This is a genomic window from Shewanella sp. SR44-3 (genome assembly GCF_014163735.1).
Lineage (GTDB): Bacteria > Pseudomonadota > Gammaproteobacteria > Enterobacterales > Shewanellaceae > Shewanella.
Genome location: NZ_JACJDV010000022.1, coordinates 25540 through 39194, shown reverse-complemented (window position 1 = coordinate 39194; position 13655 = coordinate 25540). Strand labels below are relative to the sequence as shown.

Genomic DNA, 13655 nt, shown 5'->3' with positions numbered 1-13655 from the left:
TCTCCCAGATAACGGATTACTTAGCGTTTTGACGGTATTGTTCAATAAGCTCGATAAAGTGATCGAACAGTGGCGCGGCATCATTTGGGCCAGGGCTGGCTTCAGGGTGCCCCTGAAAACTAAACGCCGGCTTATCCGTTAAGTGAATACCTTGGAGTGAACCATCAAACAGTGACTTATGGGTGACTTTAATGTTGGCTGGCAAAGTGGCTTCATCGGCAGCAAAACCATGGTTTTGACTGGTGATCATCACAGTGCCTTTTTCCAGATTGCTGACTGGGTGGTTAGCACCGTGGTGACCAAATTTCATTTTTAAGGTTTTGGCACCAGAGGCTAACGCAAGCAACTGATGACCAAGACAAATACCAAAAATTGGTACCTCAGTTTTTAACAGAGCTTGAATGGCTTCAATAGCGTAAGTACAAGGTGCTGGATCACCTGGTCCATTGGATAAAAACACCCCATCAGGGTTCATGGCTAACACTTCACTTGCAGGCGTTTGTGCTGGAACCACAGTCACGTCACAACCTCTGTCCACTAACATGCGTAAAATATTGTGCTTTACACCATAGTCATAGGCAACGACCTTGTATTTCAGCTCATCACTTGGGGTATCTTGAGGTAAGCCTCCCACTAAACGCCAACTACCATTACGCCAGTTATAGGCTTTATCTGTGGTCACTTCTTTCGCTAAATCCATGCCCTTAAGACCTGGGAAAGCTTTGGCATGAACTAACGCTCTAGCCTCATCAATCTCGCCAACCATGATGCAGCCCGCTAAGGCACCCTTTTCACGCAAAATACGGGTCAACTTGCGGGTATCAATATCGGCGATGCCAACAACATTATTAGCAACCAAGTAATCACTTAATGACTGCTGGTTACGGAAATTACTTGCGAGTAGTGGTAAGTCACGAATAATCAGGCCACAGGCGTGAACTCCTGTAGATTCTGTGTCTTCTTCATTGGTACCTGTATTACCTATATGCGGGTAAGTTAAGGTAACGATTTGTCGAGAATAGGAAGGATCCGTTAAAATTTCTTGATAACCTGTCATTGAAGTATTAAATACCACTTCACCAACAGACATTCCTTTAGCACCTATTGCAGTGCCAGAAAAAACGCTTCCATCTTCGAGTACGAGTAAGGCAGACTGTGTCAACGCGACCTCCAAAGAGCCAAAACATTAAAAGTAAATGATGTATTTTGTTATTAACCTATCAACTTATGTGTCATCAACTCAAGTTCAAGCTGATTTATGCCACCTAAGTTAGCACGCCTAATCCTTTAGCGCGTTTTTGTTTAAAAAAAAACCACCAATTGGTGGTTTATAACGATCAACTAAGCCCTAGGACCTGCTGCATATCGTAGAGTCCGGCGTTTTGATCATATAACCAAAATGCGGCTCTCATTGCCCCATTAGCATAAGTCATCCGACTCGATGCTTTATGGGTAATTTCAATTCTTTCGCCAATATCAGCAAACATCGCCGTGTGTTCACCCACAATGTCGCCAGCTCTAACAGTTGCAAAGCCAATGGTGTTTCTATCACGGGCACCGGTTATGCCTTCACGGCCATAGACGGCGCATTCTTCTAAATCACGCCCTAGTGTGTTGGCGATGATTTCGCCCATTTTTAGCGCTGTGCCAGAAGGCGCATCCTTCTTGTGTCTATGGTGTGCTTCAATAATTTCTATATCGGTATCTTGCCCCATAACGGCAGTAGCCACTTCGAGCAACTTCCACATTAAGTTAACCCCAACAGACATGTTAGGCGAGAACACTAGGGGGATCTGTTCGGCGCAAGCACTTATCTGCTCTTTTTGGGCATGATTAAAACCTGTGGTACCAATAACCATCGGCTTATTGTGCTGCAAGCACCATTCTAAATGAACCATGGTGGCTTCAGGTGAAGTAAAATCAATTAAGACATCGAAGTCATCTTTAGCATTATCTAACGAATCACGAATGGCAACATTCACAGAACCCACACCGGCAAGTTCGCCCGCATCAGCGCCAATCAAGGTTGAGCCTTGACGCTCAATTGCTGCGCCCAAAGTGATCACTTCCTGATGTTTGGCAGCTTCGATTAGTACTCGGCCCATACGACCGCTAGCACCCACAACCGCAACTCTTACTTTAGTTGTCATAGACTCTCCAGAGCAATACTTACATCAACGTCTAAATTTATTCGCTAGATACAAAAACGCCTAAGTAAACTTAGGCGTTTTAATGAACTTAGATAATATCTAATAACTCGACTTCAAATACTAAAGTCGAGAATGGCGGAATGGAAGCTCCCGCGCCGCGCTCACCGTAAGCTAAGTGGTGAGGCACACATAATTTAAGTTTAGTGCCAACAGGCATTAACTGTAGCGCTTCAGTCCAACCAGCGATAACACCCGATACTGGGAACTCGGCAGGCTGACCACGTGTCACAGATGAATCGAACACATCACCGTTAATGAAGGTACCGTGGTAATGAGTACGTACTGTAGACTCGTGCGTTGGCTTCTCGCCTTCACCTTGTACTAATACTTCATATTGAAGACCTGAATCCGTCACTACTACGCCATCACGCTTAGCATTTTCAGCAAGGAAGGCTTCGCCTTCTGCACTAGCAGCATCAGCAGCAGCTTCTTGCGCTTCTTGCAGACGACGGCTGATTTCAGTGAAGGCAACTTGAAGGTCTTCCATAGACACAGCACTTTCTTTGCCTTCGAATGCATCGGCTAGGCCTGCTTGTACAGCAGAAATATCAATACCTTCAAATGGATTGGCGGCTAATTGCTCGCCCATTTGACGACCTACACCGTAACTGGCTTGCTGCTCTAAAGTGCTGAATATATCAGACATAAATAGTTTACTCTCAATTCACGTTAAAAATTTCACGGGAGTTTATCACAGATTTATCACCAATGTTGGCAAAAAAATCGCTATTTTTTGCTATTTGGCTATTTCTTGCTTGGCTGAATACATTTAGCCAAATTCGTTTCGCGAGCAGCTTGATACAAAGGAGTCACGCTCCCTTGCAGCGCTTGCAAATCTTGAATGCGGCGATCATTTGAGGGATGGGTCGAAAGTAATTCAGGGCCTTGGGCACCGCCAGCTTTAGCCATATTTTGCCAAAGAGCGATGCTCTGGCTAGGGTCAAAGCCAGCCTTAGCCATTAACTCAAGCCCCATGACATCCGCTTCACTTTCCTGAGCACGGCCAAAGGGTAAGATGTACCCCACTTTGGCACCTAATCCTAAGGCTTGCATATATAAGTCTTTATTAGATACGCCGCCAGCGCCAAGTGCAGCGTCCGCGAGTTGAATGCCAATCCCAGTCATCTGCGCCCGCGACACTTGCTCGTTACCGTGATGTGCTAATACGTGGGCCACTTCGTGACCTAACACTGTTGCTAACTGATCTGGAGTGTTAGCAACATTTAATAAGCCAGTGTAAACCCCAATAAAGCCGCCTGGCACCGCAAACGCATTGACCTGTTCAGATTCAAACAGCACTAGCTCCCACTGCATAGCCTCCCCAGGCAACACATCCGTTATCCGCTTAGCAACGCAATTAACATAGGTTGTTAAGGCTTTATCTTTACTGACTTTCTGCTCTTGCTTCATAGAGGCAAAGGATTCTGCACCCATTTTTTGCATTTGAGTTTCAGAAAACAGTAACGTTTGACTGCGACCAGTGGGCGATTGAGTGCTGATACAGCCGCTAAGGACGGTTGCAACGAATAGGCTTAACATAGAATTGGCAATAATGGGTTTCATGGTTCACCTTAAAGAAAGACGGCGGGAAATTAATTAATATTACACAAGCTAAGGCTTTGTAGAAAGTGCGTGTAGTGTTTAGTGCCCAGCTAATAAATTTTTATATAACAGTCACAAAAAAGCCCAAGCTAAACTTGGGCCTTTAGATAAGACTAGCTTTAATCGCTCAAACTTACATCTTGGTCTGCAGATAGTTCTGAATACCGATACGTTCGATTAAGCCTAATTGCTTTTCAAGCCAGTACATGTGATCTGACTCGGTATCATCTAATAACACTTCTAGAATTTCACGGGTCTGATAATCACCTTTTTGTTCACAAAGTGCGATAACTTCACGTAAATGTTCAGCAACCTTATACTCGTAATCAAGGTCATTCTGCATCATTTCCTTGACGTCTTTACCTATGTTCAACGCTTCACGGCTAGCCACATCAGGAGTGCCTTCAAGAAACAAAATACGTTGAACTAATTTAGCGGCATGGACTTTCTCATCATCTGACTCATGGGCAATACGCTCATAAAGGGAATCAAGCCCCCAGTCATCATACATGTGAGCATGAACAAAATACTGATCCATTGCCGATAATTCGCCGGTTAACAGACTATTTAAGGCTGCTATAACTTCTGGGTTGCCTTTCATGGCTGACTCCTTATTAAGTATTCAAGGGTTTAGTCAAGAATGTAGTCGATTGTTTAATCGGTTATCTGTGACTGTAGATAATTTTGAATACCTGTTTGTTTGATAAGCTCATTTTGAGATTCAATCCAATCCAAATGTTCTTCTTCATCTTCTAATACATCTTCAAGCAAATCACGGCTAACGTAATCGCGCTCAGCTTCGCATAATTTAATTGCTTCTCTGAGTGCCACAAGTTGTTCAGCCACCATAGTTAGATCGCAATCGAGCATTTCTTGACAGTGTTCACCTATTCTCAACTTGTCTAGCTGCTGCAGATTTGGCAAACCTTCAAGGAATAGCACTCGCTCAATCAACTTGTCTGCGTGCTTCATATCTTGAATAGATTTTTTGTATTCTTTCTCATTGAGCTTTTCAAGCCCCCAATGTTTGAACATACGGGCGTGAAGAAAATACTGATTAATCGCAGTTAATTCACAGGTAAGTATGCGGTTTAACTGGCTAATAACTTTAGGATGGCCTTTCATTTGCTGTCCTTAGGGAGAATTGTGATCAAAATCAATATCGAATAGGATAATACAGGTTAGAGAAATAAGCAAATATCGTTTATTTTCATAAGCTTAAATAGTGATAACCATTATCATTAACACTCAGCTTTTTAGATGGTTCTTATTCACTACTAATAAAAAAAGCCTGCAAGCAGGCTTTTTATTGACTAGAAATGGTTAAGTCGTTAACACGTCGTTAAATAATGCGATTCTTGGCGAGCTTTTCGTTGCGCTCTTCTTCCTTGGCGAGACGGCGCTTGCGCTTATCACAGGGATCGTCGCAATCGCAGGCTTTTTCAATGCCCAAGACACCCAGACCACCACAACTTCCCTCAACAGCTTTCTTTTTGACCAGATAGCCAACCGACATCAATAAAAAAAACACCATTAATACTACGAATGTCGCGATAAATGTGCTCATTACTCTGCTCCAGCTAGTTTACATACGCTTTAAAGGCTTCACTGTAGAAGACCTGAAAACCTTGTTGCTGCTTCTCAATCAGCATTATTGCTAAATTTTGCTCTTTGGCAAGTGCCAATGATGCTTGTGTACCTAACACCATCATAGCCGTTGCTAAACCATCGGCGGTCATGCATTCAGGATGCAGCACTGTTACTGAGGCTAATGTATGCTTAATAGGTTTGCCGCTACGAGGATCAATAAGGTGCGAGAAACGCTGGCCTTCATCTTCAAAGTAATTACGATAATCACCAGAAGTTGCTAAGCCCATAGTGCCGGGGGTTATCACTTGCTGGATCTCACGGCCATCAGTTGTTGGCTGCTCGATGGCGATTCGCCAAGGGCTTTTATCTGTTTTAGTGCCTTTAATTCTAAGCTCGCCGCCTATCTCAACCAAATAACCGCTGACCTTATGTTGATCTAATAGGCTTGCTATTTTGTCGACTCCAAAGCCTTTAGCTATTGCTGATAAATCAATATATAAACCGTCTTTTTTCTTAAGTAGTGAAGCTTGCCCCTCTGACACTTGAATGGAAAAACCATCCATCCCCGTCTTTACTCTGACAGCTGCAATAGCATCATCTGTGGGGAGTGTGAGTGGTTTTTTATCAGGACCAAATCCCCAGATATTTACTAAAGGCCCTAAAGTGATATCCAGCGCACCTGAAGTAAGCTCGTGCAAACGCTTGCCTTCTGTGATGACTTTAATCGTATCACTTGATACTTGAACGGCTTCACCATTGGCTAACTGATTGAACTGTGACAATTCAGAGGTCTTTCTATAGGTAGACATCTGGTCGTTTACTTGCTCTAACGCCAAATCAATTTCAGCTTGTAAGGCTTTAGCCTCCAGCAAACCATCATGGGCATTAAGCTTAATATTGTAAGTCGTTCCCATAGTGTTACCAGATAAGGCAATCACTTCATTGGGTTGGCTACAGGCACTGACAAGCCAAATCATGGCAAGTAGACCAAGGCTTTTTAAGTGAGAAGTAATCATAATAGGGAGGATCTCTCTGATAAAAAAATTGCAGCTTGTGAATATTCTGTCACCAGAACCTCAACAAGACTGCAATTTTGTTTTCATAGATAACTAGGGCTAAAGATTAACCGCCGAAGTCATCCAATAAGATGTTTTCATCTTCAACACCAAGGTCTTTCAGCATGCTGATCACAGCGGCGTTCATCATTGGTGGACCACACATATAGAATTCACAATCTTCTGGTGCATCATGGTCACGTAAGTAGTTTTCATACAATACGTTATGAATAAAACCTGTGTAACCCGTCCACTCATCTTCAGCTTGTGGATCTGACAGAGCAACATGCCAGTTGAAGTTTTCATTTTCTGCCGCTAGGCCATCAAAATCTTCAACGTAGAACATTTCACGCTTAGAACGTGCACCGTACCAGAAACTCATCTTACGCTTAGACTTAAGACGCTTTAGCTGATCGAAAATGTGTGAACGCATTGGCGCCATACCGGCACCACCACCGACAAATACCATTTCAGCATCGGTATCTTTAGCAAAGAACTCACCAAATGGACCTGAAATTGTCACTTTATCACCCGCTTTTAAGCTCCAGATGTACGAAGACATCTTGCCACAAGGCAGGGTTAAGTTACGTGGTGGTGGCGTAGCAATACGCACGTTCAGCATTATGATGCCAAACTCTTCAGGGTAATTAGCCATAGAGTATGCACGAATGGTTTCTTCATCAACTTTTGATTCAAGTTTGAAGAAACCAAAGTGTTCCCAATCGCCACGGTATTTTGCTGGTACGTCGAAATCAGCATATTTCACATGGTGAGCTGGGGCTTCAATTTGAATATAGCCACCGGCACGGAACGGTACAGATTCGCCATCGGGGATCTGTAACTTAAGCTCTTTAATGAAGGTCGCTTTGTTATCATTAGAGATAACTTCACATTCCCACTTTTTGATGCCGAAAATTTCTTCATCAAGTTCGATTTCCATATCAGATTTAACATTAACCTGACATGAAAGACGACAGCCGGCACGTGCTTCACCTTTGCTGATGTGATCAAGTTCAGTTGGCAGAATATCACCACCACCTGACTTAATGTGCACACGACATTGGCCACATGAACCACCGCCACCACATGCACTCGAAACGAAAATACCGTTATTGGCCAATGCGCCAAGTAACTTGCCGCCCGCACCGGTTTTAATCGCTTTGTCTGCATCACCATTGATGCCAATGGTAATATCACCGCTTGCTACTAGCTTAGATTTAGCGAATAAAATCACTAAGACTAAGACTAAGACAATGGCGGTGAACATACCTACGCCTAGATAGACTTCTAACATTAACTTATCCTTAAAGGTTCAATTTAATATGCCGTAAGCGCGCCTCTTAAAGAGACACACCTGAGAACGACATGAAACCTAATGCCATAAGACCTGCTGAGATAAAGGTAATACCTAAACCACGTAGCCCATTTGGCACATCAGAATACTTCATCTTTTCGCGAACAGCAGCCAGTAGCACAATAGCTAATGCCCAGCCGATACCGGAACCTACACCAAACACTAAACTTTCAGTCAGGTTGTAATCACGCTCAACCATGAAAGCCACCGCGCCGAAAATGGCACAGTTCACTGTGATAAGAGGTAAGAAGATACCTAAAGCGTTGTACAAAGGCGGAAAGTACTTATCTAAGGTCATTTCCAAAATTTGCACTAATGCCGCAATAACACCGATGAAGGTAATGAACTTCAAGAAGCTCAAATCTGCATCCGGTACGCCAGCCCAAGCTAACGCGCCTGGCGCTAAAATACCTTGGTAGATGATTTGGTTTGCAGGCACTGAAATCGCAAGTACTACGATTACAGCCACACCCAATCCCATCGCAGTGGTGACTTTCTTAGACACAGCTAAAAAAGTACACATACCTAAGAAGAAGGATAACGCCATGTTTTCAATGAAGACAGAGCGAATTAATAAACTAATATAATGTTCCATTTCGCTTACCCTTTTGCTTCTACTTGCTCTGGTTTATAGGTACGGATCACCCAGATCAAACCACCGATCAAGAAGAACGCACTTGGAGGAAGTAGCAACAGACCGTTTGGCTGATACCAACCACCATCAGAGATTTTGCTGAGGATTTCGATACCGAATAATGAACCGTTACCGAATAGTTCACGGAAGAAGCCAACGCCTAGCAAAATTGCGCCATAGCCTAAACCATTACCGATACCATCCATAAAGCTCATCATAGGCGGTGTTTTCATCGCATACGCTTCAGCACGACCCATTACGATACAGTTAGTAATGATAAGTCCGACAAATACCGATAATTGCTTAGCAATTTCATAGGCATAAGCTTGAAGGACTTGATCAACCACGATAACCAAAGACGCAATAATCGTCATTTGCACGATAATACGCACGCTGCTTGGAATATGATTACGGATTAACGAAATAAACAGGTTTGAAAACGCTGTTACTACTGTTAACGCCAGTGTCATTACCAAGGCTGTTTCCATTTTACTGGTAACAGCAAGCGCACTACACACACCCAAAATTTGCAAAGCAATGGGGTTGTTATTGATGATAGGTCCAGTGAGAACCTGTTTCAGTTCTTTAACATCGGCCATTAACTTAGCCCTCCGTTACGTGCCTTCTCAATAAAGCGTGCAAAGCCTTCTTTGCCTAACCAGAAATCCAACGAGTGCTGAACACCATTACTGGTTAATGTCGCACCTGATAGCGCATCTACACCGTGTACCGAATTGGCGATAGCTGGATTCTTAGTCACCTTGATGGCCAAGTTACCTTGCTCATCATAAAGTTTCTTATCAGTCCACTTAGCAATCCACTTAGGATTTTGCACTTCGCCGCCAAGGCCAGGTGTTTCACCAGAACCAGTAAAGTCATAGTAAACTAAGCTTTGCACTGTGTTCATATCAGGTGATACCGCCAAGAAAGCAAACATAGTTGACCAAAGACCATAACCTTTAACAGGCATAATGACTGTTTTAAGGTTGCCAGCGTCATCATTAACTAAGTAGATAACCGCACGGTTAGCAACACGTTTAACCGAGGCAATGTCGTTCTCAGGTTTGAATGAACGGCTTGGGTCGCGAGTGGCTTTTTCCATATCAAAGGTATTACCATCAATACCTTCCACATAGTCACCACTAGCAAGTTCAACCACTTTTGCCGTCACTAGACGCGTATAAGTCTCTTGAATTTGAGCCTTAGACACTTTTTCTTGCTTAGTGTTGATTAAACCTGCTGCTTCAAGAATGTATTTTTGCTTATCAAGCAATTTGTTTTCTTGTTGGGTTGGCTTTAGCACTACCGCTGCTGTCGATACAAAAATAGAGCAGATTAAGCATAAGCCAACAACGATAAATAGCGTTCTTCCGAACGAATCTTTATTACTAGCCACGAGCGATCCTCCGCTTGATATTTGCCTGGACCACAAAATGGTCGAACAGTGGCGCAAATAAGTTAGCAAACAAAATTGCCAGCATCATGCCTTCTGGGAATGCAGGGTTAATCACACGGATAAACACCGCCATTGCACCAATTAGGAAACCATAGCCCCATTTTGCTTTATTAGTGAATGACGCTGACACTGGGTCTGTCGCCATAAACATCATACCAAAAGCAAAACCACCTAAGACTAAGTGCCAGTACCACGGCATAGCAAACATAGGGTTAGTATCACTTCCAATCGTATTCAATAGGAAAGCAACCGCCATCATACCCAGTAATACCCCACCCACGATGCGCCATGACGCGATACGGGTGTAGATAATCACTAAGCCACCGAGCAAAATCGCTAAGGTCGATACTTCACCCACAGAACCAGGAATGAAACCTAGGAAAGCATTCCACCAGTCTTGATTAAGCGAATAATCTAAGGTGCCTTGGGCTGCTTGGCTTAAGTGCGTCGCACCAGAGAAACCGTCTGCAACCACCCAAGAGGTGTCGCCAGACATGTTTAGCGGGTAAGCGAAGAACAAGAAAGCACGGCCTGCTAATGCTGGGTTTAAGAAGTTACGCCCTGTACCACCGAAGACTTCCTTCGCGATAACCACACCAAAGGTGATACCTAATGCCACCATCCACAATGGGATAGTTGCAGGTAAGGTTAATGCAAACAGGATTGAAGTCACGAAGAAACCTTCGTTAACTTCATGGCCTCGAACAGCCGCAAATAGCACTTCCCAAATACCACCGACAGCAAATGTCACGGCATAAATAGGCAGAAAGAAACACATGCCGTACCAAAGTAAGGCTGGAATACCTGAGGTTGCAGTCAGTTCAGTACCAAACATGCCAAATAGGCTAGTTTGCCACACATCTGGCACAGCAAAGCCTGCGGCTAATGCTTCTTGTGCTTGAAAACCTACGTTATACATACCAAAAAACATGGCAGGTAAGGCGCAAGCCCAAACGGTAATCATCATACGTTTTAAGTCTAAATTATCACGTACATGGGTAGTGCCTTTATTCACCTTACCTGGGGTATAAAAACCCGTGTAAACGGCTTCAAAAAGCGCATACCACTTCTCGTATTTCCCACCCTTTTCAAATTGGGGTTCAATACGTTTGAAAAAATCTTTCAAGCCCATTAGCCTTCCCTCACGATCGTATCTAGACAGTCGCGTAAATATGAACCGTAGTCATACTTACCAGGACACACGAAAGTACATAACGCCAAATCTTCTTCATCGAGTTCTAATGCGCCAAGTGTTACTGCGCTGTCAAAATCACCTGAAAGTAAATCTCTCAATAATAATGTCGGTAGCACGTCTAATGGCATCACACGTTCATAGTTGCCAATAGGTACCATGGCACGTTCTGAACCACCCGTGCTTGTCGTCATATTAAATAAACGAGAAGGACTTAAATGGCTTAGGAATGAACGAGTAATAGAGAATTTTTCAGCTCCAGGCATAGCCCAGCCGAAGAACTCTTGCTCACGCCCTTCTTCTAGCACAGTGATCTGCTGATGGTAGCGTCCCATATAGGCATGAACGCCTGTTGCAGTACGACCATTTAGCACTGAACCTGAAATAACACGCACGTCGCCAGCTTCTGTTTCATCACTCATCAGCTCAACAAGGCTTGCACCTAAACGACTACGTATAAGACGTGGCTGTTTAGCTTTCGGTCCACCGATAGCAAATACACGCTCAGTATTTAACACACCTTGAGTGAATAGCTGACCAAAGGCGATCACATCTTGATAACCGATATGCCAAACACTGCGTTTAGCAGAAGCAGGAAAAAGGTTATGGATGTGCGTGCCCACTAAACCTGCTGGGTGGATACCCGCGAACTCTTCGACTTGTGCATTAGCTGCAGGAATATCTGCACCCGGTGCTTTACAGAGGAAAACTTTACCCTCTGTGAGTCTAGCGAGTAAGGTTAGGCCATTGGCAAAATCGTCTTTATGCTCGGCAATTACCACTGCAGGATCAGCCGCCAATGGTTGAGTGTCGATTGCAGTAACGAAAATACCGGCTGCTGTCGCATCGACAGCAGGGACTCTACTGAATGGGCGGGTACGCAAAGCAGTCCACAAACCTGAATCTATCAGATTATTACGGATTAACTGTGCATCTAACGTGGCCAACGAGCCAGCATCATGCTTAGAAAACGCGACACTATCGTCACCTTCAACGGCAATTACAACTGACTGAAGTACGCGTTTTGCGCCTCGATTAATTTCTAAAATAGTACCACTGGCTAAAGCCGTATATTTAACGCCTAAATTCTTTTTATCTTCAAAAAGAACCTGGCCCTTTTGTACTTTATCGCCCACTTTGATTTTCATCGTTGGACGTAAGCCAATATACTCTTCACCCAATGTAGCTACATGGTTAATGGCTGGGCCATTATGGATAACTTGCTCTGGTCCGCCTGTTATAGGCAGTTCCAATCCTTTCTTAATTGTAATCATATCCACAAGCACTACGTTTGAAGGAAAGACAATGCGCCGCGTTCCTACCCAAAAAAACAAAATGTTTACAAACACTTCGGTATTGAGCTAGCGCAGATTTATTTACTCATTTGCGATCGCAATCACGCTGGTCGCGCGCATTTTACCCCAATTGCCTTGCTATCGCCATGAAAATTATAGGCGTTTAAATCGCAAAGGTAATTGTTTTTTAACAATGAAGTCAGTTTTGGCCTTTGGATAATAATGCTTCATCCAGAGTGAGCTCATTATTCTGATTTACCCCGATTCCCGCTGCAATGATATCTTGAGCTATGGCCTGAGCCTGGGCTAACGAATGCATTTCAAAAGTACCGCACTGGAATTCATTAAGTTCAGGAATGTCTTCTTGCTTAGTCACTTGCAGTACATCCTCCATCGCCAGCTGCCAGGCATTAGCGACTTCTTGCTCTTTTGGCGTGCCAATTAAACTCATGTAAAAACCTGTGCGGCACCCCATAGGTGAGATATCAATGATTTCAACCGTCTCTCCATTTAAATGATTACGCATAAAACCGGCAAATAAATGCTCTAAAGTGTGAATTCCCCTTTCTGACAATATGGCTTTATTGGGCACGCAAAAACGTAAATCAAACACGGTAATCGCATCGCCACTAGGTGTTTTCATCTGTTTTGCAACGCGCACGGCCGGAGCCTGCATTCGAGTGTGGTCAACGGTAAAACTGTCCAATAGTGGCATCATGTACTCCAGTAAGCATTTAAGAAACAACATAAGCAGTAGATTAACCATCAAGCGACTGGAAATCATCATAAAGCTTAGTAGATGAATAGATTTCAACAAGGTATTGAAAATAAAACTTATAGCGACAAAAAAGCCCACATAAATGTGGGCTTAATGGGTTGATACTTAAGGCGCTAGCCTTTGCAATTTGGGGTGCGCGGCACGGCATCGAGCGCTTGCCACTCAGCTTGGGTATAAGTATTAATGGATAAGGCATGCACGCCATTTTCAAGCTCAAAGGCTAACACTTGATTAACTTCCCTATGGCGAGTCAATGGCCGTTTATCAGCAAATGTGTCGCTGACAATAACGACTTTAAAATGGGTTTCTGAGTTAGGTGGCACATGATGGCGATGACTCTCATTGAGTACATCTAAGTGCTCAGGATTAAAAAACTGACTCAACTTCTCAGTTATAACTTGCTCAGTGCTCATGGCAAACTCGTTTGAAAGGGCATATGAACCACGAAGAGTACTTATTAAGAGCTAAAAAATCAAACCTTGTCACTTT

At 43.6% G+C, this 13655-nt stretch carries 16 protein-coding genes; all 16 read right to left on the bottom strand.

The window, feature by feature from the left end; translation table 11 throughout:
• Positions 1-16: 16 nt before the first annotated feature.
• On the bottom strand, positions 17-1174 hold the full coding sequence (gene carA, locus H5073_RS12005; protein ID WP_182679810.1) for a glutamine-hydrolyzing carbamoyl-phosphate synthase small subunit: 1158 nt from the start codon (positions 1172-1174) through the stop codon (positions 17-19).
• A 163-nt stretch (positions 1175-1337) separates the two neighbouring features.
• The gene (gene dapB, locus H5073_RS12000; protein ID WP_182679809.1) at positions 1338-2150 is read right to left on the bottom strand and encodes a 4-hydroxy-tetrahydrodipicolinate reductase; all 813 of its coding nucleotides are present in this window, start codon (positions 2148-2150) and stop codon (positions 1338-1340) included.
• Positions 2151-2238: 88 nt separating this feature from the next.
• The gene (locus H5073_RS11995; RefSeq protein WP_182679808.1) at positions 2239-2856 is read right to left on the bottom strand and encodes an FKBP-type peptidyl-prolyl cis-trans isomerase; all 618 of its coding nucleotides are present in this window, start codon (positions 2854-2856) and stop codon (positions 2239-2241) included.
• A gap of 98 nt (positions 2857-2954) precedes the next feature.
• The gene (locus H5073_RS11990; RefSeq protein ID WP_220488050.1) at positions 2955-3773 is read right to left on the bottom strand and encodes a M48 family metallopeptidase; all 819 of its coding nucleotides are present in this window, start codon (positions 3771-3773) and stop codon (positions 2955-2957) included.
• 172 nt (positions 3774-3945) lie between these two features.
• Positions 3946-4413 carry a bacterioferritin gene (bfr, locus tag H5073_RS11985; protein ID WP_182679807.1) on the bottom strand — a complete coding sequence of 156 codons (468 nt, stop codon included), beginning with the start codon at positions 4411-4413 and terminating at the stop codon, positions 3946-3948.
• A gap of 53 nt (positions 4414-4466) precedes the next feature.
• Positions 4467-4937, bottom strand: a complete 471-nt coding sequence (gene bfr, locus H5073_RS11980) for a bacterioferritin (RefSeq protein ID WP_182679806.1) — start codon at positions 4935-4937, stop codon at positions 4467-4469.
• 217 nt (positions 4938-5154) lie between these two features.
• Entirely contained in the window at positions 5155-5379 is a 225-nt protein-coding gene (gene nqrM / locus H5073_RS11975) for a (Na+)-NQR maturation NqrM (protein WP_182679805.1), read from the bottom strand.
• A 13-nt stretch (positions 5380-5392) separates the two neighbouring features.
• Entirely contained in the window at positions 5393-6418 is a 1026-nt protein-coding gene (locus H5073_RS11970) for an FAD:protein FMN transferase (RefSeq protein WP_182679804.1), read from the bottom strand.
• Positions 6419-6524: 106 nt separating this feature from the next.
• Entirely contained in the window at positions 6525-7751 is a 1227-nt protein-coding gene (gene nqrF, locus H5073_RS11965; protein WP_182679803.1) for an NADH:ubiquinone reductase (Na(+)-transporting) subunit F, read from the bottom strand.
• A 46-nt stretch (positions 7752-7797) separates the two neighbouring features.
• The gene (gene nqrE / locus H5073_RS11960) at positions 7798-8406 is read right to left on the bottom strand and encodes an NADH:ubiquinone reductase (Na(+)-transporting) subunit E (protein WP_011495438.1); all 609 of its coding nucleotides are present in this window, start codon (positions 8404-8406) and stop codon (positions 7798-7800) included.
• A 5-nt stretch (positions 8407-8411) separates the two neighbouring features.
• Positions 8412-9044: an NADH:ubiquinone reductase (Na(+)-transporting) subunit D gene (locus H5073_RS11955; protein WP_182679802.1), complete on the bottom strand. Its 633-nt coding sequence runs from the start codon at positions 9042-9044 to the stop codon at positions 8412-8414.
• Positions 9044-9841, bottom strand: a complete 798-nt coding sequence (locus H5073_RS11950; protein ID WP_182679801.1) for a Na(+)-translocating NADH-quinone reductase subunit C — start codon at positions 9839-9841, stop codon at positions 9044-9046. Before H5073_RS11950 ends, H5073_RS11955 begins: the two co-directional genes overlap by 1 nt.
• Entirely contained in the window at positions 9834-11033 is a 1200-nt protein-coding gene (locus H5073_RS11945) for an NADH:ubiquinone reductase (Na(+)-transporting) subunit B (protein ID WP_182679800.1), read from the bottom strand. Before H5073_RS11945 ends, H5073_RS11950 begins: the two co-directional genes overlap by 8 nt.
• The gene (locus H5073_RS11940) at positions 11033-12367 is read right to left on the bottom strand and encodes a Na(+)-translocating NADH-quinone reductase subunit A (RefSeq protein ID WP_182679825.1); all 1335 of its coding nucleotides are present in this window, start codon (positions 12365-12367) and stop codon (positions 11033-11035) included. The genes H5073_RS11945 and H5073_RS11940 overlap by 1 nt, the downstream gene beginning before the upstream one ends.
• Positions 12368-12587: 220 nt before the next feature.
• A complete protein-coding gene (luxS, locus tag H5073_RS11935) occupies positions 12588-13103 on the bottom strand; it encodes an S-ribosylhomocysteine lyase (RefSeq protein ID WP_182679824.1) in 516 nt (171 codons plus the stop codon).
• 176 nt (positions 13104-13279) lie between these two features.
• Positions 13280-13579, bottom strand: coding sequence for a BolA family transcriptional regulator (locus H5073_RS11930; protein ID WP_182679799.1), 300 nt, complete (start codon positions 13577-13579; stop codon positions 13280-13282).
• Between the last annotated feature and the right edge of the window lie 76 nt (positions 13580-13655).

Coding starts and splice junctions, on each gene's coding strand:
- H5073_RS11955 (WP_182679802.1), bottom strand. CDS start 9,044: ATGGCCGATGTTAAAGAACTGAAACAGGTTCTCACTGGACCTATCATC.
- luxS (WP_182679824.1), bottom strand. CDS start 13,103: ATGCCACTATTGGACAGTTTTACCGTTGACCACACTCGAATGCAGGCT.
- H5073_RS11945 (WP_182679800.1), bottom strand. CDS start 11,033: ATGGGCTTGAAAGATTTTTTCAAACGTATTGAACCCCAATTTGAAAAG.
- H5073_RS11970 (WP_182679804.1), bottom strand. CDS start 6,418: ATGATTACTTCTCACTTAAAAAGCCTTGGTCTACTTGCCATGATTTGG.
- nqrE (WP_011495438.1), bottom strand. CDS start 8,406: ATGGAACATTATATTAGTTTATTAATTCGCTCTGTCTTCATTGAAAAC.
- H5073_RS11995 (WP_182679808.1), bottom strand. CDS start 2,856: ATGTCTGATATATTCAGCACTTTAGAGCAGCAAGCCAGTTACGGTGTA.
- nqrM (WP_182679805.1), bottom strand. CDS start 5,379: ATGAGCACATTTATCGCGACATTCGTAGTATTAATGGTGTTTTTTTTA.
- H5073_RS11990 (WP_220488050.1), bottom strand. CDS start 3,773: ATGAAACCCATTATTGCCAATTCTATGTTAAGCCTATTCGTTGCAACC.
- H5073_RS11940 (WP_182679825.1), bottom strand. CDS start 12,367: ATGATTACAATTAAGAAAGGATTGGAACTGCCTATAACAGGCGGACCA.
- dapB (WP_182679809.1), bottom strand. CDS start 2,150: ATGACAACTAAAGTAAGAGTTGCGGTTGTGGGTGCTAGCGGTCGTATG.
- nqrF (WP_182679803.1), bottom strand. CDS start 7,751: ATGTTAGAAGTCTATCTAGGCGTAGGTATGTTCACCGCCATTGTCTTA.
- bfr (WP_182679806.1), bottom strand. CDS start 4,937: ATGAAAGGCCATCCTAAAGTTATTAGCCAGTTAAACCGCATACTTACC.
- H5073_RS11930 (WP_182679799.1), bottom strand. CDS start 13,579: ATGAGCACTGAGCAAGTTATAACTGAGAAGTTGAGTCAGTTTTTTAAT.
- bfr (WP_182679807.1), bottom strand. CDS start 4,413: ATGAAAGGCAACCCAGAAGTTATAGCAGCCTTAAATAGTCTGTTAACC.